The organism is Nonomuraea sp. NPDC049684 (genome assembly GCF_044465345.1).
In the GTDB taxonomy this organism is placed as follows: domain Bacteria; phylum Actinomycetota; class Actinomycetes; order Streptosporangiales; family Streptosporangiaceae; genus Nonomuraea.
The window spans coordinates 1-23268 of record NZ_JBITLO010000026.1 but is presented as its reverse complement, the minus strand read 5'-3'; the positions used below and the strand labels follow the sequence as shown (position 1 = coordinate 23268).

At 70.5% G+C, this 23268-nt stretch carries 21 protein-coding genes and 1 pseudogene; 9 read left to right on the top strand and 13 right to left on the bottom strand.

Annotated features, from left to right (window positions below; all coding sequences use genetic code 11):
* Positions 1-13: 13 nt before the first annotated feature.
* From ACIBST_RS47015 to ACIBST_RS47005, 3 genes are read right to left on the bottom strand one after another with little or no spacing between them, the layout of a single operon-like run.
* Complete coding sequence (locus ACIBST_RS47015) at positions 14-250, bottom strand: hypothetical protein (RefSeq protein WP_397179964.1); 237 nt, start codon at positions 248-250, stop codon at positions 14-16.
* A complete protein-coding gene (locus tag ACIBST_RS47010) occupies positions 247-672 on the bottom strand; it encodes a hypothetical protein (protein ID WP_397179963.1) in 426 nt (141 codons plus the stop codon). The genes ACIBST_RS47015 and ACIBST_RS47010 overlap by 4 nt, the downstream gene beginning before the upstream one ends.
* On the bottom strand, positions 669-2468 hold the full coding sequence (locus tag ACIBST_RS47005; protein ID WP_397179962.1) for an MDR family MFS transporter: 1800 nt from the start codon (positions 2466-2468) through the stop codon (positions 669-671). The genes ACIBST_RS47010 and ACIBST_RS47005 overlap by 4 nt, the downstream gene beginning before the upstream one ends.
* A 99-nt stretch (positions 2469-2567) precedes the next feature.
* On the opposite strand from ACIBST_RS47005, the gene ACIBST_RS47000 reads away from it, so the two are divergent.
* From ACIBST_RS47000 to ACIBST_RS46990, 3 genes are all read left to right on the top strand, one after another.
* The gene (locus ACIBST_RS47000) at positions 2568-3128 is read left to right on the top strand and encodes a TetR family transcriptional regulator (RefSeq protein WP_387672102.1); all 561 of its coding nucleotides are present in this window, start codon (positions 2568-2570) and stop codon (positions 3126-3128) included.
* Positions 3129-3283: 155 nt separating this feature from the next.
* On the top strand, positions 3284-4618 hold the full coding sequence (locus ACIBST_RS46995; protein ID WP_397179961.1) for a glycoside hydrolase family 6 protein: 1335 nt from the start codon (positions 3284-3286) through the stop codon (positions 4616-4618).
* A 130-nt stretch (positions 4619-4748) separates the two neighbouring features.
* Entirely contained in the window at positions 4749-5744 is a 996-nt protein-coding gene (locus ACIBST_RS46990; protein ID WP_397179960.1) for an LLM class flavin-dependent oxidoreductase, read from the top strand.
* Here the strand turns inward: ACIBST_RS46990 and ACIBST_RS46985 are convergent.
* From ACIBST_RS46985 to ACIBST_RS46975, 3 genes are all read right to left on the bottom strand, one after another.
* The gene (locus ACIBST_RS46985) at positions 5741-6199 is read right to left on the bottom strand and encodes a hypothetical protein (RefSeq protein WP_358290937.1); all 459 of its coding nucleotides are present in this window, start codon (positions 6197-6199) and stop codon (positions 5741-5743) included. The genes ACIBST_RS46990 and ACIBST_RS46985 overlap by 4 nt on opposite strands.
* Positions 6183-6890 carry a PAS domain S-box protein gene (locus ACIBST_RS46980; protein WP_397180044.1) on the bottom strand — a complete coding sequence of 236 codons (708 nt, stop codon included), beginning with the start codon at positions 6888-6890 and terminating at the stop codon, positions 6183-6185. The genes ACIBST_RS46985 and ACIBST_RS46980 overlap by 17 nt, the downstream gene beginning before the upstream one ends.
* A gap of 265 nt (positions 6891-7155) precedes the next feature.
* Positions 7156-7734 (bottom strand): shikimate kinase, encoded by a 579-nt coding sequence (locus tag ACIBST_RS46975; protein ID WP_397179959.1) that lies wholly within the window; start codon positions 7732-7734, stop codon positions 7156-7158.
* 74 nt (positions 7735-7808) lie between these two features.
* Here ACIBST_RS46975 and ACIBST_RS46970 point away from each other — a divergent pair, with 74 nt between their 5' ends.
* Entirely contained in the window at positions 7809-8834 is a 1026-nt protein-coding gene (locus ACIBST_RS46970) for an ATP-binding cassette domain-containing protein (protein ID WP_397179958.1), read from the top strand.
* Positions 8831-9667 carry an ABC transporter permease gene (locus tag ACIBST_RS46965; RefSeq protein WP_397179957.1) on the top strand — a complete coding sequence of 279 codons (837 nt, stop codon included), beginning with the start codon at positions 8831-8833 and terminating at the stop codon, positions 9665-9667. Before ACIBST_RS46970 ends, ACIBST_RS46965 begins: the two co-directional genes overlap by 4 nt.
* 1680 nt (positions 9668-11347) lie before the next feature.
* On the opposite strand, the pseudogene ACIBST_RS46960 reads toward ACIBST_RS46965, so the two are convergent.
* Positions 11348-12586: pseudogene (locus tag ACIBST_RS46960) on the bottom strand (ATP-binding protein); the annotation flags it as partial.
* Between the two features lie 374 nt (positions 12587-12960).
* Complete coding sequence (locus tag ACIBST_RS46955; RefSeq protein WP_397179956.1) at positions 12961-13320, bottom strand: bacterial transcriptional activator domain-containing protein; 360 nt, start codon at positions 13318-13320, stop codon at positions 12961-12963.
* Positions 13321-13407: 87 nt separating this feature from the next.
* On the opposite strand from ACIBST_RS46955, the gene ACIBST_RS46950 reads away from it, so the two are divergent.
* Positions 13408-15069 carry an FAD-dependent monooxygenase gene (locus ACIBST_RS46950; protein WP_397179955.1) on the top strand — a complete coding sequence of 554 codons (1662 nt, stop codon included), beginning with the start codon at positions 13408-13410 and terminating at the stop codon, positions 15067-15069.
* Positions 15070-15102: 33 nt separating this feature from the next.
* Here ACIBST_RS46950 and ACIBST_RS46945 read toward each other — a convergent pair whose 3' ends face one another.
* On the bottom strand, positions 15103-15723 hold the full coding sequence (locus ACIBST_RS46945; RefSeq protein WP_397179953.1) for a DedA family protein: 621 nt from the start codon (positions 15721-15723) through the stop codon (positions 15103-15105).
* Positions 15724-16000: 277 nt separating this feature from the next.
* Positions 16001-16711 carry a hypothetical protein gene (locus ACIBST_RS46940; protein ID WP_397179952.1) on the bottom strand — a complete coding sequence of 237 codons (711 nt, stop codon included), beginning with the start codon at positions 16709-16711 and terminating at the stop codon, positions 16001-16003.
* A gap of 69 nt (positions 16712-16780) precedes the next feature.
* Here ACIBST_RS46940 and ACIBST_RS46935 point away from each other — a divergent pair, with 69 nt between their 5' ends.
* On the top strand, positions 16781-17587 hold the full coding sequence (locus tag ACIBST_RS46935) for a TetR/AcrR family transcriptional regulator (RefSeq protein WP_397179951.1): 807 nt from the start codon (positions 16781-16783) through the stop codon (positions 17585-17587).
* A gap of 409 nt (positions 17588-17996) precedes the next feature.
* On the opposite strand, the gene ACIBST_RS46930 is transcribed toward ACIBST_RS46935, so the two are convergent.
* Both ACIBST_RS46930 and ACIBST_RS46925 read right to left on the bottom strand, forming a co-directional pair.
* Entirely contained in the window at positions 17997-18842 is an 846-nt protein-coding gene (locus ACIBST_RS46930) for a hypothetical protein (protein ID WP_397179950.1), read from the bottom strand.
* A gap of 500 nt (positions 18843-19342) precedes the next feature.
* On the bottom strand, positions 19343-19747 hold the full coding sequence (locus ACIBST_RS46925; protein ID WP_397179948.1) for a hypothetical protein: 405 nt from the start codon (positions 19745-19747) through the stop codon (positions 19343-19345).
* A 172-nt stretch (positions 19748-19919) separates the two neighbouring features.
* Between ACIBST_RS46925 and ACIBST_RS46920 the strand changes: the two genes are divergently transcribed.
* Positions 19920-20375, top strand: a complete 456-nt coding sequence (locus ACIBST_RS46920; protein ID WP_397179947.1) for a hypothetical protein — start codon at positions 19920-19922, stop codon at positions 20373-20375.
* Between the two features lie 658 nt (positions 20376-21033).
* Here the strand turns inward: ACIBST_RS46920 and ACIBST_RS46915 are convergent.
* Entirely contained in the window at positions 21034-21750 is a 717-nt protein-coding gene (locus tag ACIBST_RS46915; protein ID WP_397179946.1) for a hypothetical protein, read from the bottom strand.
* 591 nt (positions 21751-22341) lie between these two features.
* Here ACIBST_RS46915 and ACIBST_RS46910 point away from each other — a divergent pair.
* Complete coding sequence (locus ACIBST_RS46910) at positions 22342-23031, top strand: hypothetical protein (protein ID WP_397179945.1); 690 nt, start codon at positions 22342-22344, stop codon at positions 23029-23031.
* Positions 23032-23268: the final 237 nt, after the last annotated feature.

Sequence of the window (23268 nt, the reverse complement as noted above, 5' to 3'; positions counted from 1 at the left end):
GGCACGACTCGCGTCAGACGTCCGCGTGCTTGCCGCGGCGGGCCAGCTCGCGCAGGGAGTCGGCGGCGTAGATCACCAGGGCGACGAACGAGACCGCGGCGAGCCCGCCGCCGACCCAAAGGTCGTTGACGGTCGCGTCCGCGTACACGGCGCCCCGGGGCTGGTAGCCGACCGCGAACGGCGCGGCGACCAGCCACAACCCGGTCAGGAACAGCAGGACGAGGGCGGAAATGCCCAGCTTGGCCTTCATCGGGACTCCTCCAGACCCACCAGGGTGGCCTTGCCGTTCTGACGGTGCTCGCCGCCGCGGCTCGGGTTGTGCATGTCCTCGCGCAGCGCCTCCACGAGCGGGGCCAGCAGGCTCGCCAGCTCGGCCGAGGACGCCTGCGGCGCGGCGGGCACGGGCTCGGGCTCGGGCTCCGGCTTCACGCGCTGCTTGACGGTCACCAGCCCACGGATCACGAGCTCTTCGTAGATGGCCAGGACGAAGCCGACGACGCCCACGAGACCGAAGACGGTCACGCCCAGGCCCGAGAAGAACTCGGTCGTGGTGGGGTCGGTCCAGTCGGCGTTCTCGGGCTGCGTGCCGAGGGCGAAGGGGGCGATCATCAGCCACAGGCCGGCCATGACCGCCAGGGCCGCCGCTACGGCGCCCACGAACTTGCGAATCATTGTGAGACTCCTCCGGATACGAGGTCTTGCTGCGCCGGCGTGGCCTGCGCGATGAGGGCGCGCGAGGTGGGCCGGAGCACGTTCTGGGCGACCGTCCAGGCGCGTTCGCGCTCGGGACGGCCGTCGGGCGGCGCCATCCTGGCGACCGCGGAGAGCAGCGCGGACGGCTGGCCGTTCGACCGCTCGACGCGCTGGGCGATGAGCTCCAGGAGCAGCCCGGCCAGGACGAGGTCGTCCTTGCCGAGGGGCTTGGGGCCGGCCGGCATCGTGGTGCCGCGCAGCGGCAGCTCCTTCAGGAACAGGGCGGCGAGGAACCCGAGCAGGGCGATCGGCACGCCGACCAGGAACACCGTCTCCAGGGCCCGGGTGAAGGACTCCAGGATGATGCCCTTGATCGGCTCGGGCAGGCGCTGGATGGCGGCGGGGCTGCCCAGCTTCTGCCCGGTGCCGGGCAGGTGGAGGCGGGCCTGGGCGACGAGGTCGGCGAACTCGCTCGCCTGCCGGTTGGTCAGGATCGCGCCGAAGCCCGCGACGCCCATCGCGCCGCCGAGCGAGCGGAAGAACGAGACGCCGGCCGTGGTCGAGGCCATGTCGCGCAGTTCGGAGCCGTTCTGGGCGGCCAGGATGAGCATCTGCATGGACAGGCCGAGGCCGATGCCCAGGACGCCCACGTCGAGGCCGATGAGCCATTCGCTGGAGTCGACGTGCAGCCGGGAGAGCAGGAACAGGCCGACGGCCACGATCACGAGCCCGGCGACCGGGAAGATCTTCCACTTGCCGGTGTTCGTGACGATCTTGCCGGAGATCACGCCCGCCAGGAACAGCGCCACCACCATGGGCAGCGTCATCAGGCCCGAGTTCGTCGGGCTCAGGCCCTTGACGATCTGCAGGTACTGCGGCAGGTAGATCATCGCGCCGAACATGGCCATGCCGACGAACAGCGAGGCCGCGCTGGTGAGCACGAACGTGCGGTTCCTGAACAGCCGCGGGGGCAGGATCGGGTTGCGGGCCGTACGCTCGGCCAGCACCGCCAGGGCCAGCATGAGCACGGCGAACGCGGCCAGGAAGTACGTCCAGAACGAGTTCCACTCGAACTCGTTGCCGCCCAGCGTCAGCAGCAGCATCAGGGAGGCCGCGCTGGCCGTGATGGTGGTCGCGCCCCAGATGTCGATCGAGGTGTTCCGCTTGACCTTGGGCAGCCGCAGCACCTTCTGCACCACCGCGAACGCGACGATGGCGAACGGCACCACGACGTAGAAGCACCAGCGCCAGCCGAGCCAGTCGGTGTCCACGATGAACCCGCCGAGCAGCGGCCCGGCGACGGTGGAGATCCCGAAGACGGCGCCCATGTAGCCGGAGTACCGGCCGCGCTCGCGCGGCGAGACAATGTCTCCCAGGATCACCTGCGCAAGTGCCGACAAACCACCCACGCCCAGGCCCTGCACGGCACGTGCCGCGATGAGCTGACCCATGTTCTGCGACAGACCGGCCACCAGTGAGGCCGCCACGAACAGACCGAGAGCGGTCTGGAAGAGCAGTTTCCGGCCGAACAGGTCGGACAGCTTGCCCCACAACGGTGTCGAGACCGTCATCGTCAGCATGGTGGCGCTGGCCACCCACGAGTACTGGTCCTGACCGCCGAGTTCCCCCACGATCGTCGGCAACGCGGTGCCCACCACGGAAGTCGAGATCATCGACGTCAGCATGGCGAGCATGAGCCCGGACATGACTTCGAGGATCTCGCGGTGGGTGTACTGCCTTCGGGCGGGGGGCGCGGCCTGTGCCTGGGCTACCAAGACACCACATCCCCTTCGTACGCACTTGTCCAATGTTGAGTATACGCATGTTTACTAGCCGCGCGGCAAGTGACTTTATTCCTGAGTAGAGTTCGGAACATGGACGCCCCGACGACGGACGCCCGGCCCCGCGGACGCGAGGCCACCCGGCAGCGCATCCTTGACGCGGCACGCGTGCTGTTCGGCGAGCACGGATACGAGCAGGTCACCGTCCGCATGATCGCCGCGGCCGCGGAGGCCAACATCGCCCTGGTCGGCCGCTATTTCGGCTCCAAGGCCGGGCTCTTCGGCGCGGTGCTCGAAGGCGAGCCCACGTTCGTCGCCCTGCTGGCCGGCGATCACGGGAGCCTGCCGCGGCGCCTGGCCGAGTACGCGGCCGAGCGCATGCACCACGACCCCGAGAGCCCGGTGCTGCGCACCCTCGAACGCTCGGCCGCCCATCCGGAGATCCAGGACGTCGTGCGCGAGCGCCTGCGCACGTCCATCCTCGATCCGCTGGCCGCGCAGCTCGACGGGCCCGACGTCCAGGCGCGGGCCAGGATGGCGACGGCGGTCTTCCTGGGCATCGGCGCGATGCGCCGCCGGCTGGGCCCGGAGCAGCCCACGGCGGCCGACGTTGACCGGCTGACCGCGGTGTTCGAGGCGTGCCTGGCGGAGTGAAACTTTCATCGCCCTCACCGGTCCTGGCCTGGGGAAAGCCGGAGGAAAGCCGGTTCGCAACGGTCGGATGTCTTTCTGCGGCCGGGCGGGCTCCCTACCATCCGGAGAGAGCCGTGGGAGCGCTCCCACTCCCACTCTACGGACGGAGTAACCTCATGTCTCGCAGAAGGCCCGCGCTCGCGGCGCTGCTCGCCGCCACCGCCATGGCCGTGGCGGGGGCGGTCGTCCTCGCCTCGTCCACCGCCCAGGCCGCCGACTCCGCTTTCTACGTCGATCCCCAGACGAACGCCGCCAAATGGGTCGCCGCCAACCCGGGCGACAGCCGTACGCCGGTGATCAGGGACCGGATCGCCGCCGTGCCGCAGGGCCGGTGGTTCGCCAGCTACAACCCCACGACCGTGCGCGGCCAGGTGGACTCCTACGTGGGGGCCGCCGCCGCGGCGGGCAAGATCCCGATCGTCGTCGTGTACGACATGCCCAACCGCGACTGCGGCGGCGCGAGCGCGGGCGGCGCGCCCGACCACGCGTCCTACCGGGCGTGGATCGACCAGATCGCGGCCGGTCTGGGCGGGCGGGCGGCGACCGTCGTCCTCGAACCGGACGCGCTGGCCATCATGACCAACTGCATGAACGCCGCGCAGCAGGCCGAGGTGAAGGCGTCCATGGCGTACGCCGGCAAGAAGTTCAAGGCGACGTCGTCGCAGGTGAAGGTGTACTTCGACATCGGTCACGACGCCTGGTTGTCGGCGTCGGAGGCCGCGTCCAGGCTCAACGGCGCCGACGTCGGGGGCAGCGCCGACGGCATCGCGCTCAACACCTCCAACTACCGGGCGACGCCGGGACTGGTGTCGTACGCCAAGAGCGTCATCGCGGCGACCGGCGTGTCCAGGCTGAAGGCGGTCATCGACACCAGCCGCAACGGCAACGGCCCGGCGGGCAGCGAGTGGTGCGACCCCGCCGGCCGGGCCACGGGCATCTGGAGCACCACGAACACCGGTGACGCGGCGATCGACGCCTATCTGTGGGTCAAGCCGCCGGGCGAGGCCGACGGCTGCATCGCGGCGGCCGGGCAGTTCGTGCCGCAGCGGGCGTACGACCTGGCCATGGCCGCGCCCTCACCCACGACGAGCCCGACCGTGACCCCCACCGTGACCCCGACGGTCACCCCCACCGTCACCCCCACCACCGGCCCGGCCGGCTGCTCGGCCGCCTACAAGGTGACCAGCCAGTGGCAGGGCGGCTTCCAGGGCGAGGTGACCGTGAAGAACACCGGCTCGGCGCCGACCGCCGGCTGGAAGGTCCAGTGGACGTTCCCCGGCGGCCAGACGATCAGCCAGCTCTGGAACGGCAACCTGTCCGGCAACGCCACCGTCACGAACCTGAGCTGGAACGGCGCCCTGGCCGGCGGCGCGACGACCACGTTCGGCTTCCTCGCCAACGGCGACGCCGCGACCAGCACCCCGCCCGCCCTCACCTGCACCGCGTCCTGACGCCTCCAGGGCGCCCCCGCGCGGGGGGCGCCCTGACCACGAGCCCGGCCACGAGCCCGGGAAATAAGCGGAGAGCCGTTACGGTTGCACTGCCCGATGGCCACCGTCCAGGCGAAAGGGCTCGTTCCCCATGACTGTTCCACTCTCCATCCTTGATCTGGCGCACATCGGCGACGGAGAGACGGCGAGCGAGAGTCTGGCCGCCAGCGTGGGCCTGGCCCAGCGGGCCGAAGAACTGGGATACCACCGCATCTGGTACGCCGAGCACCACAACATGCCGAGCATCGCCTCCTCGGCCACCAGCGTGCTCATCGCCCACGTGGCCGCTCACACCAGGACGATCCGCCTCGGAGCGGGCGGCATCATGCTGCCCAACCACTCCCCGCTGACCATCGCCGAGCAGTTCGGCACCCTGGAGACCCTCCACCCCGGCCGCATCGACCTCGGCCTCGGCCGCGCCCCCGGCAGCGACCAGCCGACCATGCGCGCCCTCCGGCGCACCCCCGGCGCCGCCGACACCTTCCCCCAGGACGTCCTCGAACTGCAGGGATTCCTCACCGGCGAGTCCCGCATCCCCGGTGTGGACGCCACGCCCGGCAAGGGCACGAACGTGCCGCTGTACATCCTCGGCTCGTCGCTGTTCGGCGCCCAGCTCGCCGCCGCGCTCGGGCTGCCGTACGCGTTCGCCTCGCACTTCGCGCCCGACGCGCTGGAGGAGGCCGTGGCGCTCTACCGGCGCGAGTTCAAGCCGTCCGAGCAGCTCGCCGAGCCGTACGTGATCGCCGGGGTGAACGTGATCGCCGCCGACACTGACGAGGAGGCGCAGGAGCAGCTGCTGACGGCCAAGCGGTACCGGGTGAGCCGGTTCCTCGGGCGCGGGCGCACGTTCACTCCGGAGGAGGCCGACATGGTGCTCGAATCGCCGGGCGGGCAGCAGATCCTGCGGATGATGCAGTACTCGGCCGTCGGCACGCCCGCCGAGGTGGAGGACTACCTCACCCGCTTCGCCACGCACGCGCAGGCCGACGAGCTGATCGTCGTCTCCTCCGCGCCCGACAGGAAGGCGTGGCTGCGCTCCGTCGAGCTGCTGGCCGCCGCCCACGGCCTGACCCGCGACGCCTCCTAATCGGCCGAGCGCTGCGGCCGCAGCAGATGCGGCCCGGTCAGGTCGGACGGCGGCGCCGGTGACAGCCCCGCGTCCACGAGCTGGGAGCGCAACGCGAGGACCGTGCGTTCCAGGGCCCGGATCTGGGCCTGCAACCGGCGGATCTGGTCGCGCATCGCCACCGAGCTGCTCTGCTCGTTGACCAGCTCCGCGCCGAGCTGGCTGGCCTGGCCCTGCATCCGGGTCATCTGCTTCTCCATCTGCGCCAGGGCGTCCTCGTAGATCGTCTTGGCGCGGATGAAGGCTTCGGCGTCGACCTTCGAGCGTTCGACCTCGGCCTGGTGCTCGACCTGGAGCAACGCGCTCTGCTGGGACTTCTTGCTGGCGTCCGTCGCCGAGCGGAAGGCGAGGTAGGCCACGCCGAGCGGCACGATGCCGACGCCGAGCTGGACCAGGATGTCACTCAGAGCGGACATGGCGGCCCCCCAATGGACGGATCACCCCTGTGTAGGTGACGCCGTCGTCGCTGTGCCAGGCGTTGACCGTCAGCGCGATCGGGAACTCGCTGCCGTCGCGATGCAGGCCGACCAGCGGGATGATCCGGCCGGCCAGGTCGGAGTGGCCGTCGGAGAGCACCCGGGCGAGCCCGTCGGTGTGCGGGTCGCGGAAGCGCGGCGGCATCAGGATCGTCAGCGACCTGCCCACCGCCTCGTCGGTGTCCCAGCCGAACAGGGCCTTGGCCTGCGGGTTCCACGACTGGATCGTGCCCGAGGCGTCGGCCACGATGACGGCCGTCGAGGACGCCGCGCGGCCGCCCGGCAGGCGGCCCAGCACGACGGCCTCGGGCCAGGTGGCGATCAGCGCGATCCAGCCGCCGAAGGCCAGCCAGACCGCCCCGCCGACCCAGCCGCGCGGGTTGTCGCCGGTGAAGGTCGAGATCAGATAGATCAGCCCGTACGTGAGGAGCAGCGCGGTCGCGGCGGCGAAGGCCACCCGGTCGGACCGCATGAACGCCTGCGCCAGGCAGAGCATGCCGAGGGCGCACCAGACCGCCGCCCAGGCGGGCAACGGCGCGATGACGGCCAGCGACGCGTAGCCGGGCGTGCCGCGCTGGTTGCCCGGCACGAACGCCAGCGAGGCCGCGATGGCCAGGCTCAGCAGGCCCACGAACGTCAAGGAGGCGCCCCGCCTCCCGACGCGGCGGAGGACGCGGGTGAGGGTACGGCGAAGCGGGGGCGTACCGACAACGTGTCCATTACTCACAGTCGTCAGATTAATGCATTTAGTTATTGTCCGATGAGATTATCTGGCTGGTCGGCCCGGCGTGGCGGCCGTACGGGAAACATCGGGGAAACCCCGTGACCGGTTCCATGCCTTCCTGGACCCGTCCGAGAAACCTGCTGAACCGCCAGCGGCAGGCCGTCCTGGAGGGCTAGCTGGTTCCGCACGTGGTCAGGAGGTGGGTGAGGGTTTCGGCGGGGGTGTGTCCGGCGGTGTGCAGGACGGTGGTGGCCAGGGTGCGGTTGCCCGGGGCGCGCACCCACTCCGCGAGGAAGTCGTGGCCGTCGGCGCTGATCCAGTCGGTGCCCTTCGCGGCCAGGCTGCGCCGCCGCAGGACTTCGACGGATCGCTCCTCGTCGGCGCAGGGCAGCACCAGCACCACGTGCTCGACGGCGGCGAGGGCGGCCCGGACGCGCAGGAACAGCTCCGGCCGCGTGTAGTGGCTGTGGCCGGCCCCGAGGGCGACGATCGCGTCCGGATGGTCGGCCACCGCGCGTTCCACGGCATGGGCGCGGGCCGGTTCCCACTCCCGTTCGGCCGCGACCCGGCCGACGGCCCGGATCCGGGCGCGCAGCCGGTCCATGTCCCAGCCCGTCTCGGCGTAGTAGCCGGCGCCGATCGCGTCGATGTCGACGAAGCGCCGGCCCGTCGCCGCGGCCATGCCCTCGCCCAGGGTGCTCTTGCCCGCTGCGGCGGGACCGATGAGGATCATCCACGGCGCTGCACGCATCCGTACATTCTCCTCGGCAACCGGTGAAACCTTGTCGAGGGCGTCATGAAACCGGCGTCCCCGACAGTGGAGACATGAGCATCACAGAACTCGGGCAGACCGGGGTCGGCCCGCCCCCCAGAGCGGCCACCGAGCCGGCCGTACGCGCCGAAGGGCTGGTGAAGACGTTCGGCGCACACCGGGCCGTGGACGGGATCGACCTGGACGTACGCACCGGCGAGATCTTCGGCGTCCTCGGCCCCAACGGCGCGGGCAAGACCACCACCCTCCGCATGCTGGCCACCCTCCTGAAGATCGACGCCGGCCGCGCCGAGATCTTCGGGGTCGACGTGGCCGTCAACCCGCACGTGATCCGCCAGCTCGTCGGCGTCACCGGCCAGTACGCCTCCGTCGACGAGAACCTGACCGCCCGCGAGAACCTGTGGCTGTTCAGCCGCCTCCAGGGCATCGCCAAGCCGCGCGCCCGGCGCATCGCCACCGAGCTGCTGGGCCAGTTCGGCCTGGAGGACGCGGCCGACAAGCCGATCTCGCAGTTCTCCGGCGGCATGCGCAGGCGCCTGGACCTGGCGGTCAGCCTGATCACCAGGCCACCGCTGATCTTCCTGGACGAGCCCACCACCGGCCTCGACCCCCGCACCCGCGGCCAGATGTGGGACGCCATCCGCGACCTGGTCTCCGACGGCTGCACCGTGCTGCTGACCACCCAGTACCTGGACGAGGCCGACCAGCTCGCCGACCGCATCGCCGTCATCGACCACGGCCGCAAGGTCGCCGAGGGCACGCCCGACCAGCTGAAGAGCGCGGTCGGCAACTCGACCCTGCAATTGCTGCTCGCCGACCCGGCCGAGGTGCCGGCCGCCGTCGAGGTCGTGCGGCGCGTGCTCGGCTCCGACCCGGTGCTCAGCCCGGAGCAGGGCCGCCTCAACGTCGCGCTCGACCAGGCGGACCTGGCCGCCGAGGTGCTGATCGCCCTGCGCACCGCCGGGGTGTCGATCTCGTCGGTGAGCGTGGCCAAGCCCAGCCTGGACGAGGTGTTCCTCGTCCTGACCGGCCACGGGACGGACGGCGACGCCGCGACCGGCACGGAGGAGAACCGATGAGCACCATGATCGCCCCCACCCGCGAGACGGTACGGGCCGCCGACCGCGTGGAGGCCGCCCGGCGGCGCGTGACCCTGGCGGAGACCGTCGCCCAGACCCTGTCGATGGCCTGGCGGGCGCTGAAGAAGATGCGCCGCAACCCGGAGCAGTTCTTCGACGTGGCGCTGCAACCCCTGCTGTTCACCGCGATGTTCGCCTTCATCTTCGGCGGCGCCATCGCCGGCGACGTGCAGAGCTACCTCCCGCTGATGATCCCCGGCATCCTCGCCCAGACGGTGCTGACGACGTGCATGGCGACGGGCACGCAGCTCCGGGAGGACATGGAGAAGGGCGTCTTCGACCGGTTCAAGTCGTTGCCGATCGCCCGGATCGCGCCGCTCGCCGGCCCGATGGTGGCCGACCTGCTGCGTTACACGATCGCGGCCACGCTCACCTTCGGCATGGGCCTGGTGATGGGCTACCGGCCGGGCGGCGGCGTGGGCGGCGTGCTGGCCGCGATCCTGCTGGCCATCTTCACGGGCTGGTCGCTGGCGTGGATCTTCACCTGGGTCGGCACGATCGCCCGCAGCGCCCAGGCCGTGCAGGGCATCTCGATGATGATCCTGTTCCCGCTGACGTTCCTGTCCAACGCGTTCGTCCCCGTGGAGACGCTGCCGGGGTGGCTGGCCGCGTTCGTCCGGGTCAATCCGGTCTCACACCTGGTCACGGCCACCCGGGACCTCGCCAACAACGCCCTCGTCAGCGGCGAGGTGGCCTGGACCCTGCTGGCGTGCGCGGTCGTCATGGTGATCTTCGCGCCCCTGTCGGTGCGCAGCTACAAGCGGCACATGTGAGCGCCGCCGGTCCCGGCCGAAGACCTGCTCGACGTGCCGCCGGGCCTCGTCGAGCAGGTCGGGGCCGCGCCGGTCGCCGTACTCGGCCCGGATGGCCGCGAGCGTGCCGGGCGCGGCCCGTTCCGCGTGCGGCTCGATCAGCTCGAAGTGCATGCTCGGCATCGTGCCGTTGTACGCGAACCGCTCGGCCAGCACCAGCAGCCTGATCGCGTCGCGCGCCCGCATGGCCTGCCGCAGCAGCCCCCACGTCCCGAGCGCGAACAACATCGAGCCGCACACCGGGAAGTCGAGGACCGGGTTCGTCACGATCAGCAGGTCGTAGCTCTGCGCGGCGGCGAACAGCTCCGCGCCGTACCGGGCCTCCCGCGGCCCGGCATGATGGGCGTACGCCGTCAGCGCGGTCGACTCGGCGACCACCGACCAGGCCGTGGCCCCCTCGTACGGAAACCCAGGCGGACGCAGGTCGCGCGCCCGCTCGACCGCCCTGCGGTAGTGCACCAGCGCCGCGGCCGTCTCCCCGCGGGTGAGGGCGATCTCGGCCGCGCACAGCAGGTCGATCGCCGCGCTGCCGAGCACGGTCTCACCCTTGCTGATCCCGTTGATGCCGGCGAGCTCGGCCTCGGCGGCGTCGAGATCGCCGTCGGCCAGCGCCGAGATCAGCAGGACCGAGCGGAGCTGGGCCTCGTCGTCGGCGGCGCCGAGCCGGCGCATGACCGGCAGGGCGGTCCGCGCGTGGCCGACCGCCCGCCCGCGGTCGCCGAGCTGCATGAACAGGTGGGCCAGCACGGCGTGCGCGACCGCGCCGATCCACGGGCCCTCGCCGCCGCGGAGCAGCGACAGGGCCTGCTCGGCGGCCTCGATCGCCTGGTGCACCTCCCCGACGTTCTCCAGCACGTGGATGCTCGCCTGCGCCGCGGCCAGCGCCACGTCGCGGTCGGCGCTGCGGCGCAGCTCCAGGAGCGTGCGGTGGGCGTCGTCCCGGTCCCATGCCAGCGCCACCGCCGTCATGGCCACCAGGCGGGGGTCGGTCTCGCCGGTCTCCGGCAGGTCCTGCAGGAGCAGGCGCAGGGGATCGTGGGCGCGGTCGGTGACGGCGATGGTGTTCATCAGCGTGATCAACAGGGCGACCCTGGTCACCTCGACGAGCGGCGGCGGCGGCACCCAGCCCTTGATCGCCTGGCCGATCGCCTCCCGGTGGACGAAGATCCGGGTGTGGTCGCCGCGGATGGACCACAGCGAGCCCACCCCGGCCAGCAACTGGACCGCCGCGGCCGGGTCGGCCTCGCCGAGCGCCTGCCGGAGCAGGTCGGCGAGGTTGCCCTCCTCGGCGTGCAGCGCGTCGGCCGACTCGTACTGGGCCGGGCCGAAGAGCATGTAGGCGTGCTGGAGGGCGTACGCCGTCGCCCACTTCCGCTGCGCGGCGCGGGCCGCCGTCTCCTCGCCGGCCTCCTTCAGCCGCAGCCGTCCGAACTCCCTGACGGTCTCCAGCATCCGGTAGCGCAGGCCGTACGCCGTCTCGCGGACGCCGACGATCGACTGCTCGGTGAGCGCGTCCACGACGGCCAGGGCGTCCGGGCCGAGCACGTGCTCGGCGGCGGTCAGCGTGAACCCGTCGCCGAACAGCGACAACCAGCGCCAGGCCCGCCGTTCGGGCTCGTCCAGCAGGTTCCACGACCAGTCGATCACCGCGAGCAGCGTCTGGTGGCGGTCGGGGGCCGTCCGGTTGCCGCCGCGCAGCAGGGCGAACCGGTCCGCCAGCCGCCGCGCGATCTCCTCGACCGACATCACCCGTACCTTGGCCGCGGCCAGCTCGATCGCGAGCGGCAGCCCGTCGAGGCGGGCGACGACCTCGGCGACCGCCTCCTCACCGATCCGCACCCCCGGGCGGGCGGCGGTGGCGCGCTGCCGGAACAGCTCCGCCGCGTCCTCGGCGAGCAGCTCGCCGAGCAGGTAGACGCGTTCGGCGGGGATCGACAGCGGGGCGCGCGAGGTGGTCAGCACCCGCAGGTCTCGGGTCGTCACGGTCAGGAACGCCACCAGGTCGGCGACGGCCTCGATCACGTGCTCGCAGTTGTCCAGGATGAGCAGCGCCGGAGCCTGGTCGAGGTGCTGGGCGATGCGGGCGCGCACGTCGGCGCGCTGCCCGGCGGTCAGGATACGGCGCCCGCTGACCGAGTCGCGGACCCCGAGCGCCGAGCCCACCTCGCCCACCACGCCCTCCGGCGAGGAGACGCCGACCAGCTCGATGAAGTGCACGACGGGCTGCGCGGCGTTCCGGCCCGCCACATGGGCCAGCCGCGTCTTGCCCAGGCCGCCGGGGCCGACGACGGACACCACCCGGTTGGTCTGCAACAGGGCGTGGACGGCGCGGATGTCGTCCTCGCGGCCGAGCAGCGAGGAGCCGTCGAACTGGAGGCCGACGCGCACCGGCTGGTCCGCGGCGAGGAGTTCGGCGTACACGCGGGCCAGCTCGGGGCCGGGTTCGGTGCCGAGCCGGGCGATCAGGCCCGATCGGTGGCGTTCGTAGCGCTCCAGCGCGGCGGCGGCGCCGCGCACGGCGGCCTCGCTGCGCAGCAGGCAGGCCAGCAGCTCCTCGTCCTGCGGCCGTTCGGCCGCGGCCTCCTCCAGCAGCGGCAGCGCGGCCTCGTGCGCGCCGCCGCGGGCGGTCGCGATAGCCGCCACCCGCCGGGCCTCGGCCGCCTGCCGCGCCGCGACGGCGCGCAGGTCGGCCGGCGCGCCCGAGGCGCCGTCCGGGCCGCCGCCCACGACCAGGTCCAGGGCCTCCTCGGCACGGCGGCGGGCGAGCGCCGCGTCGTCCCGGCCCAGCGCGGACCGCGCCTGCTCCACCAGCGTCCCCAGCAGCAGGACGTCGACCTGGTCCGCGGGCAGCCCGAGCCGGTAGCCGCGCGGGACGCGCACGACGACGTCGGGGCCGGTCGCGGCCCTGGTCCGGGAGACGACCACCTGCAGCGCCTTGGTCGGGTTGGCCGGCGCGCCGTCGGGCCACAGCTCCTCGACCAGCCGCTCGTCGCCGACGCCCGCGCGCCCGTGCAGGGCGAGCACGGCCAGCAGGGTGTGCGCGCGGTCGCCCACGACGCGCGCGCCGTGCCAGCGGACGCCGTCGAGGAGGACCAGAGCGGGAGACACATGCTCAGCTTACGGACGATTCACCGGCCCGTGCCGCCTCTCGCACCCGCCCCGCCGCAACGCTTCGGCCGACCGGCTTTCCCGCGGCCTTCCTCACGATTGGAGCGCCTTGGCCGGTCGCGCTCAGACCGCCTTGGCGGTCGCGCTCAGACCGCCTTCACCCGGCCGGCGCCGAAGGGGGAGAGCTGCTGGATCACCGCGACGATGTCCGGCGCCGGGGGCACCCCAAGCTCCCGCAGCAAAATCCCGCTGAACTTCTCGTACTGGCGCAGCGCGCTGCTGGGGTCGCCGCGGCGCGCGTGGATCTCCAGCAGGATGCGGTTCGCGCTCTCCGACCACGGCTCGGTCTGCACGGCGGCCAGCCCGTACGGCAGCGCCTCGGCGGGCCGGCCGAGGGCCAGCAGCCGGGCGGCGGCGCTCTGCAGGGCCTGCGCGGTGAGGGTGCGCAGCCGGTCACGGAGATCGATGACCCGGTCGTCCATGAACCCGCACAACGGGCCGGCCACTGCGCGCCCGGCCTTCCTGCCGATGATGGGCCTCGTCGAGCGACCTCCTGCTTACGATGAGGCGTGGATCGGCTGCGGAGCGTCCCCATGGCGGAGGGCGAGGTGGAGGTGCTGATCGTCGGCGGCGGGCCGGTCGGGCTCACCGCGCGGGCGCTGCTGGAACGCTGGGGCGTGCGGGTCCTGCTGGTCGAACGGCACCGCGAGCCGTCGCCCTTCCCGCGGGCCCGGCTGGTCAACGTGCGGTCGATGGAGATCTACCGCGGGCTCGGGCTCGCCGCCGGGATCACCGCCCGCGCGTTCGCCCCCGAGTACGGCCGCATCCGCTTCCGCGACACCATGCGCAGCCGCGACTTCGCCACGGCGGCGATGACCGGCATCGACGCGCCGGTGGCCGAGAGCCCGGTGACCGGCGTGGTCACCTCGCAGGACCGCCTGGAACCCGTCCTGCTCGCCGGGGCGAGGTCGCCGGTCCGCTTCGGCGTCGCACTCGCCGGGCTGTCCATCGGTGATCTGCCCCTCGCCGGTCTGCCCCTCGTCGGCCCGCCCCTCGGTGACCTGGCGCTCGGTGACCTGGTGCTCGCCGGTCTGAGCGAGGAGGCGGACGGCGGCGTGGCCGTCGTGCTCCACGGCCCCGGGCGCGGCGAGCGCACCCGGCTCCGGGCCCGCCACGTCCTCGCCGCCGACGGCGCGAACTCCACCGTCCGGCGCCTGCTGGGCATCGGCGTCACCGGCCCCGGCAGCATGGGCGGCTTCACCACCGTCGTGTTCGACGCCGACCTCCGCCGCTGGTGCGCCCACCAGCCCGCCGGGGTCTACTTCACCGCGCACGGCCTGTTCGCGCCGCTGTATCCGGAAGGAGGCTGGGCCTGGTTCGTCCCCACCCCGGACGACGGCCCGCACGCCGACTGGCCCGCCCTTCTCTCGCGCGCCCTCGGCGACGTTCCGGCCGACGTCGTACGGGTCCAGCACTGGGAGAGCGACGCGTTCGTCGCCGAGCGCTTCCAGCACGGACGGATCCTGCTGGCCGGCGACGCGGCGCACGCCATGCCCATCGTCGGCGGGCTGGGCATGAACACCGGCATCGCCGACGTGCACAACCTGTGCTGGAAACTGGCGGGCGTCCTGCGCGGGTGGGCCGCTCCCGGCCTGCTGGAGACGTACGAGGAGGAGCGGCGGCCCGTCGCCTGCCGGACGCTGCGCCAGGCGGTGGCCAACACCGAGCTCATGCTCGACGTGCAGAACCGGCGCCGCGCCCAGCTCCGGGCCGGCCGGGCGGCGCCGGACCACGTCGAGCTGCCCTGGTCGGAGCGGTACTTCGCGCAGCTCGGCCTGGTGCTCGGCGTCACGTACCGCTCCGGCGCCGTCCTCGCGGACGAGGGACCCGCGCCGGAGCCGCCGGGCGCGGACTACGCGCCCAGCGCGGAGCCAGGCCGCCGGATGCCGCACCTCTGGCTCGCCCGCGACCGCTCGACCCTGGACGCGTTCGGCGAATGGTTCACTGTGCTCACCCCGGACCCCGCCGCCTGGGCGCCGCAGGCGACGCCGTGGCCGCTGCGCGTCGAGCGCCTTCCCGCGGAACACGCCGCGTCCTGCGGGCTCAGCGCGTACGGGGCGGTGCTCGTCCGGCCCGACGGGCACGTCGCCGCGCGCTGGCCCGGCCCGCCCCCGGCCGCCTCCACCCTCCTCGACGCCCTCACCGCGTTGACCGGGCTGGACACCCGAGCGGTCCGTCGCGCAACCCCTCCGTGACGACCGGCCCGCGCCGTCATCCCGCCTGCGCCGTCATCCCGCCTGCGCCGCATGCCGTCCCTTGCGCCGCTCGCCCAGCCGGACGCCCACGAAGACCAGCACGGCCAGCAGCACCGCGGCGATGACCGCGTTGGTGCCCAGCCCGACGTAGGACTCCACCAGCGACCAGTTCTCGCCGAGCGTCCAGCCGGCCAGCACGAACGCGGTGTTCCAGAGCAGGCTCCCGGCCGTGGTCAGGAGCGTGAAGACGCCCAGCGGCATGCGTTCCACCCCGGCGGGAACGGAGATCAGGCTGCGGAAGATCGGGATCATCCGGCCGAAGAACACCGTTTTGCGCCCGTGCCTGAGAAACCACGCCTCGGTCCGCGCGATGTCGGAGACCTTCAGCAGCGGGAGCCGGGCGGCCAGGGCCAGCGTGCGCTCGCGGCCGAGCACCGCGCCCACCCAGTACAGCGCCAGCGCCCCGATCACCGAGCCGGCCGTGGTCCACAGCAGCACGGCGGCCAGGTTCATGGTCCCCTGGGAGGCGGTGAAGCCGGCCAGCGGCAGGATCACCTCGCTGGGGAGGGGCGGGAAGAGGTTCTCCAGCGCGATCGCGATCCCCGCTCCCGGCGCGCCCAGCAGCTCCATCAGGTTGATCAGCCATTCCGTCATGCGTCAGAGACTAGGAACGATCGGGGGGCGGCCACCATGAGGCGGGTGGCCGTTCAGGGGTGCGGGAAACCACACCCCTCCGCTTTCCTCATGGGGGCTGATCACCGGTGCGCCACTCTTCGCGCGAGTTCGGCGCGCGGGAGGTCAGCGGACCTGCTGCAACCGGCATCCGACCCGCTTCAGCGGTATCCGACCGGTTTCGGCGGTATCCGACCCGCTTCAGTGGGAGCCGACCCGCTGAACTCGTCGCGCGTACGTGCCCCGTGCGTCGCCGCCGTCAGACGAACCTCGCCGTCGGCATGACCCTCTTCCTCAGCGCCGCGACGCCGACGGCCGCCACCCAGATGGCGGCGATGCCGTTGAACATCGCGACCGCGCCCCAGCCGTTCGAGGCGTAGAACTCCGAGGAGTTGAAGCCGAAGAACATCGACGGCACCCCGGCCAGGTGCAGTGCGGCGATGCCGAACGACGACCAGCCGACCCACCGGGACAGGGCGCCGGTGCGCAGCACCGCGTACCCGAAGGCGACACCGAAGACGACCAGCATCAGGTGGCTCATGGAGCCGTAGAGCAGGTAGGTGGGCACGGTGCGGGTCGGGTCGATCTCCTCGACGGCCTTGATGGCGCTGCTGCCCTCGATGCCCTTGGCGACCATGTCGATGATCGTCCACGCCACCCCGGCGGTGCCGGCGACCGCCCCGAACCATTCGTAGCGGGCGTCGGCCCGCGTGATGAGCGACCGGACGCCGCTCATGAACACCAGGAACAGCGTCAGCGCGCAGAAGTTGAACAGCGTGCGGGTGAGGATCAGCCAGTCCGGCATGAGGGCGCCGGTCTCGACGCTGCAGGCCGGAGGGTCACACGCGGGCACGACGAAGTAGAGGGGGAGCTCGGCCATCGCGAAGACGGCGCCGAGGATCGCGGCCACGCCGATCCAGCGGCGAGCCGTGTGCGGGAGCTGAATCTGTGTAAGCAATGAAGTGTTCATGGCATGCACAGTAGCAACAACTGTGTAAGCCGTCTACTATTTCCTTCAGATCTTCGAGAGGATGCCGGCATGACCCCACGCAACAGCTCCGGACGCGACCTCACGCGAGACCGCGAGCCCGCGCCGGATCCCGCGCCCGACGCCGACCTCGATGCGCTGCCGCCGGGCCTGGCCGCCGCCTGGGGCGTCGTCGACACCGGCGGGCGGCGCGGCCCCAAGCCGGCGCACAGCGTCGAGAAGATAATCGCGGTCGCGACCGAACTGGCCGACGAGGAGGGCATCGCCGCCGCCTCCCTGCCGAAGGTGGCCGCCCGGATCGGCGTGACCGCCAACGCGCTGTACCGCTACGTCAGCTCCAAGGAGGAGCTCATCGTCCTCCTGGCCGATCGCGCCTGGGGCGACCCGCCCGAGCTGCCCGACGGCGACTGGCGGGAGGCGGCCGCGCTGTGGTCACGCCGGCTGTTCGAGCGCTTCCTCTCCCGCCCGTGGCTGCTGGACGTGCCGACCACCGTCTCCCTGACCCCGCACAACGCGGCCTGGCTGGACGCCCTGATCACCGCCCTCGGGCCGACCGGCATGGAGTCGCAGCTGATGCTGAACTGCGCGTACCTCCTCGACAGCCACGCCCGGTACGGCGCCAACCTGCGACGCAACACCCCGACACCGGCCGCGTTGCGCCGCGCGAACCCCGACCAGCAACGGGCGGTCCGCGCGGTCCGCGTCTTTCTGGACGACCAGCTCCGCTCCCGCAACCTGAACGCCGTCGCGGACGCGATCCAGGACCCGATGTTCCTCGCCGACGAAACTCCACTCGACGGCTTCGAATTCGGCCTCGCCAGAATCCTCGACGGCATCGAGGCGTACGTCCAGCCGTAGGAACACCGCAGCAGAGGGACGCCGTACCAGCCGGCCTGCCGCAACAGCCGGCCCGCCGCAACAGCCGGCCCGCCGCAACAGTCGGCCCGCCGGACGAAGGCCGACGGCGCGGGCTGTGACGGCCGAGCTGGTCGCGTGGAGTGCGCGACCCGCGAGCCGTCACGCTGCCATGGGCCGGAATGGCTCCCGCCCGACTCATCGCGAGGCCACGGACTGGGCTGCCGTGCCTGTAGGGCCCGTCCCCTGACGCGCGAGCCGGCGGGGTCCAGATCGGCGACCGCAACAGCGTGGTCGGCGACGTCGACGCCAATGTCGTCCAGGCCCGATCGATCCTCGGCCACGTCCTCGCCAAAGGCCGCAAACTATGGCCACTCGACTGACACAGACACCGCACGCGCCGTTCGCTCGCTCACCCTGACGCCAGGTCCTCGAACCCCACCTTCAACCAAGCAGCCCCCACGACGACGTGCAGCTCACCGCCTCGCCCCAGCACGGCCGCCGTCCTGGGAACAGGCCGTCCGTCGGGCATCACCAGCCGGGTGGGACGATCCACCGACAAGCCTTCTCCCTTGATGCTCCCAGCGACCACCCGGCGCCGATGATCTGCATAGCCGCCGACAAACGCCACCCGGTCGCCGGCGACGACGAGCGCATAGGCGCCCCTGACCGGCGTGGACCAGCCGGCGACCGCGCCGCCTCGAACCCGCACAAGCGGAAAGTCGGTGTAGTAGTAGGCCCACGCGTCATTTCCCGACACGTTCAGCGCGTAGCAGTCGGAGATCGCGCCGAACTCGCCGTCGTACGGATATCGCCACGCGGGAGCCAGGTCGGCCCCGAAACGGATCAGCCCGGGGGAGCCGATGGGCGCAGGACTGCCATTTTCTCCCCAGCCGAAGTTGCCGAACACGCCTTCGTCGAAATAGCTCACCCATATGTCACCGGAAACCGTCGTCTGGACGTCGGCGATTCCGTCTCCCAGCACGCCCCTTCGCAGGAGTTTTCCATCGGCATCGTAGACGGCGGCATTGGATTCGGCCGCTCCGTCGCGCAAACGGCACCGCGCCCCCACCAGGAGCACGGCCCCGTCCGGCAGCGGCTGGACGTGGTTGTGCGCCTGTGAGTGCCGGGCGATGGAAACCGACCCCGCCAGATGGGGGCAATAGGTGGCGACATGTAGCGGGACTGGCGCAGCCGTACGTGAACAGGGAAAAGAAGCCCCATCGGAGGCGACAGTCCGGGCGGTCAGCGCATCCATGTTCTCCTGCGCGGCCCACACGACGACGAGTTCTCCCTCGGGACCTGCCGCCGTAGTCACCATCTCCGCGCCCCGGGATGGCGGTGCCAGGTCAGCGTGACGGCGCAGCCTCACAACGTCTGTCTTCCGGCGTCGCATGGGAGACAACCTTATTGATCGCATAGCGGAATCGCGCCTGAAATAAATTCCAGCCAGTGCCTGCGCCGTCCTGGAGCCCGCTTTGGGGCCGATCTCCATATCGCAGCACGTCACCGGCGAGCCGGTGGTGCACACGAACCACATGACCAGCCGTCGTACCGAGGCGACGCCCGCCACGCAGCCAAGAACGGCTCCCGGACTGGGATTCTGGGGAGAAGCCCACCCCCGCCTCTGAAACCGCCATGCCATTGAGCACGACCCGGCCGCGCGCCGCGCCGATGCCCGGCCGCGCGCCGCGCCGATGCGCGGCGGCTGCGGCAGGACGGTCGGCGATGCCTTCGGAGACGAGGCCGTCCGGGGGTTCAGCGACGGGCTTTGCGCAGCCCGGTGATCTGCAGCTCGGCGAACAGCCCCACGACCAGGGCCTGCGCGATGCCCCAGACGGCCCCGAGCGTGCTGAACTCAAGCCCGCCCGTCACGACCGCGGCCACACTGCCCAGGGTCCAGACGATGTTCAACGCGATGACGGCCCTGACCGCGTTCTGGCTGATCGTGGGACGCGCGGCCACCAGGCCGACGGCGGCGCCGTACACGAGAAGGAAAATCCCGATCTCGCGCAGCAGCCCCGCGCCCGGCCCGAGCAGGTCGCTCACGAGGCTTGCCAGGCCCAGGTAAACAAGCCCATTGACGCCGGTGACGACGGCGTCCGCAACAAGAGCGAGGCGCAGGAACTTGGTCCGGTCGGCGGTGATGGTGAGGGCGGTCATCTCTGCTCCTTCAAGTGCTCGTTTCGACACCTGAACAATGGCAGCGCGACGTAAGGACCGCGATTACGCGCCAGGTAATGAGAACGGCGACCAACCAGTGCGGGCCCTTCACATGGATGCGGCCGGCGGCCCTCGACCCCCGTTGTCAGTCCCAACGCCTACTGTCCACCGCATGGCAGTCCCCGAGATCATCCCCATCGTTCACGAACCCGGCTACCACACCGACACGATCGGCCATTGGGAAGGCGGCCAGTTCTTCGGTTCCGTCACAGCCGCCTTCCAGGGGGACTACACCCACACCGACGACTGGCAGAAGCACAAGCGCTGGTACGCCGTTCTGCACACCTTCGACGCCGCCGGCCACCACCTCGGCTCCCGCATCGAACACACCGGAACCGACGAAGACCACCACTCGGCCGTCGCCCTCGCCGAAGAGCGACTGAAACACTGGCTCGACAATCTCACGGGCCTCCGCTTCGACGACATCGCCATCCGACCCTTCCAGCACACGTTCGACGGAGTACTGTTCGGCCTCGTCATCGAAACCTTCGAAGGCGAAGAACACGCCGAGTTCCACCCGAACAACATCGGCTTCTACGAACCCTGGGACGGCCTGTACGACACCTGAGCCATAGGCAAGCGCGGACGCCTCATCAACGGCCTCTTGCCAGCCCCAAAGGCAAATGCGAGTCGGTGGAAAGTGACCCTGTAACCGGTGGCCGGGGCGTCCGCCGATCTCGACTGATTGTCGGTACGGCCTGCCACCATGTCTCGCGTGACGACACCCGCCCCCGTGGCACCGTGCCGATCACCACAACCGGCTACCGCCAGCGCCGAAGTGAGCGATCGTCAGGGCCACCACCACGACGACATCGGGAAAGGACTTCCTTGTGTCACAAGTTCTGTCGTCGGATGATCGAAGGCGGGTGGGTGACGCTGGGCCCGACCGACCGAAGATCCGCAGCGCGGCCGGCGACCGCCCACGGGCGGCGGGTCGCCGCAGGCGCCCCGCCCTTGCAGTCGTGGAGAAAGTCCTCATCCACTCAGCAACCACAGCCTTGATCTAGGGACATGTCAGATCGCCCATCGTGCCGGGCCAAAACCATGCCGATGGTCTCGGTCCTCAACCGATGTGCAGGCCGCCGCTTGGAGGTAGCGGTGCCTGCATACCCACAGGCGTCGTGATCTCCACCCTTCGCAGCCGATTGGGCTGGGACCGTGCTGGCGTACGGGTTCCGCGGGCCGCGGTATACAGGAGATCAGGTCTCGAAGACCATCGGGATCGGTCAAGCGCGCACCTGGTGTTCCACGCGATGACGGATGTACTCGTCTGGATGCGAGCGGGCGATCGACACCGCCGCGTCCACAAGGTCATGCAGCTCCGGTGGGTACGCGGATCGCCAGAGTGGTAGTCCGGGGATGAGGCATCGCCGCACGTTCAAGTGCTCATTACTCACGAACTCTTTAAGTGCTGCCTGGTGCCAGTCCTGAGTCAGGAGCGATGGGTCATCCGGCTCTGTCTGCCCCTCAGCGGTCGGAGTCTCTGCTCGCACTTGGTGGAGCTGAAGCGGTAGAGCCGACCAGTACCACGCTCGCGCAGCGCCGGCCCGCTCCTCGTCGGTGCCCGTCAGCAGATGGTCGAGCAGCGCCGCTCGGACGCGCCAACGTCCGAATGCGTTCAAAGCTGGCTCGATGAACTGACGGTTGAAGCTCGGGTCCGGGTCGTGGACGGCCGCCTTGATGAGTACATCGAAGGACGCATCAGACAATGTCAGGCCATCACGGCAGGCTTTCCGGAGTGCCGCCCGCGCCCGCTGAACCCAGCGCCGCTGATCGCCGGAATGCGGCTCGGGCACCACCTCGATCCCCAGCAGGTCAACCACGGCCACCAAGCATTGTCGGAACGACGCCATGCCGTCATCCGTTCGCGCTGGCAGCGCCATGAACATCTGCTTCGCACCCACTGTGTCCTTGCCGGCCGTTCCATTCTCACCTGTCGTCAACGGTCTCTCCAACGTTCAACTCTGGTCAGTTAGGCGCAATTGTCCTCGTCGCTGCGGCGGATTACCAGAACAGCGCTCATAATTTCTCACCAGCTCACGAGAGTCGGCTGCCGGCTCCTTGTCATACTTGTGCCTCGCTTCGGTTCGCCTCGACGTTCACCCGCGCGTGGCAATGCTCATCCTGCGCCACTCGCAGATCTCGATGACCATGGACATTTGCACTCAAATCCCAGCCTCAAAACTCGTAAGGTGCTTGGCCGGCTGGATCAGAGTCACGACCGTTCAAGCGAGACATAACTAATCTCGCGGTACTACACATAGGTCCTCTGGGGGTATCCCAGAGGACCTATGTGTGTGCAGAGGATCTAGCCATAACCGAAGGGATATGTCGGACTGGCTACGGTGGCCATTTCGCTTTCCGCTGCTTGTGGTTCAAAAGAATAGGGCTTCCAGTGAGGCGCCAGTCCACTTCCTTTCGGACGTAGCGGAGGGCGAATGACGCATCCTGTGGTCTGCGAGCGGGCAAAAGGGCATTACTGTGGATGTTCCGCGTGCGGTGGGGCGCAGCACGGCTGGACCAACGCTCTCTTGTTGGCCCGAGACCCCTCTCCCGTTGCTCGTCAAGAGGCAAGAGGTCGCAGCGACGTCGCCTGGACCGCAACTCGGCCTCCCGTAGGGCGACGAAAGCCATCCAAGGACAGACAGGCAGCAGCCACCGACAGCGCCACGGTCGATCTCGTTGACTGGCTATCCGAAAACCCCGACACCATCGACCGCATCCAGGAAATCGGAGACATCCTGGCCGGTCCCGTCATCCAGGAGCTGGACAAGAGGTTCGGCGGGAGCAAGCCTCGAGAAGCCAGAAGGAAACTCACCGATCATTTCTGGTGTGATCTTCTCGTCACGGTGGCTGAGGCCATAGAGAAATTCTCGAAAGCCATGGACCGAATCCCGGAGTACGTGACGACGGTCGTCCTGCAGTCCCGCAAGGCCCAGGGCCACAGCGTTCTCCTCGATGCGCTGGTGCGTCATGCCGTACGGACGGCGTGGGAACCCATCAGAAGCATGATCCACACGACGGGGATCGAGGAGCTTCAACGATCATGCCGGATCCTCGCCGTCCTGATCTGCCCGGCACCCGAGGATCACAAGGCCGTCCAGGACGGCGCCCTTCTTCCCTTGGCGAAGGAGGGGCTGTTGGAGACCAGCAGGGAGCGGCTTGAGCAGGTCTTCCCCGCGGATTGGGTCCAGCGTCTACGAGAGGGCCTCGGCGGTGCCTGAGTAGAGCGGCCAGCGTCCCGTCGGCAGGAGCTGTACGCGTGGGACCGGCTGTGTCGGGCTGCGCTGTTGTACGCCCACGAAAAGGGCCCTCTGGGATGATCCCGGCGGGCCTTTTACCTGCTGTGCGGCCGGAGGTACTCTAAGAAGTCCTAACAGAATGATCAGCGGTTGAGGCGTCGCCAGCAGATGATCGCGGCGGCGAGGGTCATGAAGGCCTCGTGGATGTCGTCGCGGATC

Bases quoted from the DNA above. Each gene is read 5' to 3' on its own strand.
- ACIBST_RS46990 (WP_397179960.1), top strand. From the start codon at position 4,749: ATGACTGTTCCACTCTCCATCCTTGATCTGGCGCACATCGGCGACGGA.
- ACIBST_RS46935 (WP_397179951.1), top strand. From the start codon at position 16,781: ATGACCCCACGCAACAGCTCCGGACGCGACCTCACGCGAGACCGCGAG.
- ACIBST_RS46930 (WP_397179950.1), bottom strand. From the start codon at position 18,842: ATGGATGCGCTGACCGCCCGGACTGTCGCCTCCGATGGGGCTTCTTTT.
- ACIBST_RS46975 (WP_397179959.1), bottom strand. From the start codon at position 7,734: ATGCGTGCAGCGCCGTGGATGATCCTCATCGGTCCCGCCGCAGCGGGC.
- ACIBST_RS47015 (WP_397179964.1), bottom strand. From the start codon at position 250: ATGAAGGCCAAGCTGGGCATTTCCGCCCTCGTCCTGCTGTTCCTGACC.
- ACIBST_RS46925 (WP_397179948.1), bottom strand. From the start codon at position 19,747: ATGACCGCCCTCACCATCACCGCCGACCGGACCAAGTTCCTGCGCCTC.
- ACIBST_RS46995 (WP_397179961.1), top strand. From the start codon at position 3,284: ATGTCTCGCAGAAGGCCCGCGCTCGCGGCGCTGCTCGCCGCCACCGCC.
- ACIBST_RS46945 (WP_397179953.1), bottom strand. From the start codon at position 15,723: ATGACGGAATGGCTGATCAACCTGATGGAGCTGCTGGGCGCGCCGGGA.
- ACIBST_RS46950 (WP_397179955.1), top strand. From the start codon at position 13,408: ATGGCGGAGGGCGAGGTGGAGGTGCTGATCGTCGGCGGCGGGCCGGTC.
- ACIBST_RS46965 (WP_397179957.1), top strand. From the start codon at position 8,831: ATGAGCACCATGATCGCCCCCACCCGCGAGACGGTACGGGCCGCCGAC.
- ACIBST_RS46940 (WP_397179952.1), bottom strand. From the start codon at position 16,711: ATGAACACTTCATTGCTTACACAGATTCAGCTCCCGCACACGGCTCGC.
- ACIBST_RS46970 (WP_397179958.1), top strand. From the start codon at position 7,809: ATGAGCATCACAGAACTCGGGCAGACCGGGGTCGGCCCGCCCCCCAGA.
- ACIBST_RS46985 (WP_358290937.1), bottom strand. From the start codon at position 6,199: ATGTCCGCTCTGAGTGACATCCTGGTCCAGCTCGGCGTCGGCATCGTG.
- ACIBST_RS47000 (WP_387672102.1), top strand. From the start codon at position 2,568: ATGGACGCCCCGACGACGGACGCCCGGCCCCGCGGACGCGAGGCCACC.
- ACIBST_RS47010 (WP_397179963.1), bottom strand. From the start codon at position 672: ATGATTCGCAAGTTCGTGGGCGCCGTAGCGGCGGCCCTGGCGGTCATG.
- ACIBST_RS46920 (WP_397179947.1), top strand. From the start codon at position 19,920: ATGGCAGTCCCCGAGATCATCCCCATCGTTCACGAACCCGGCTACCAC.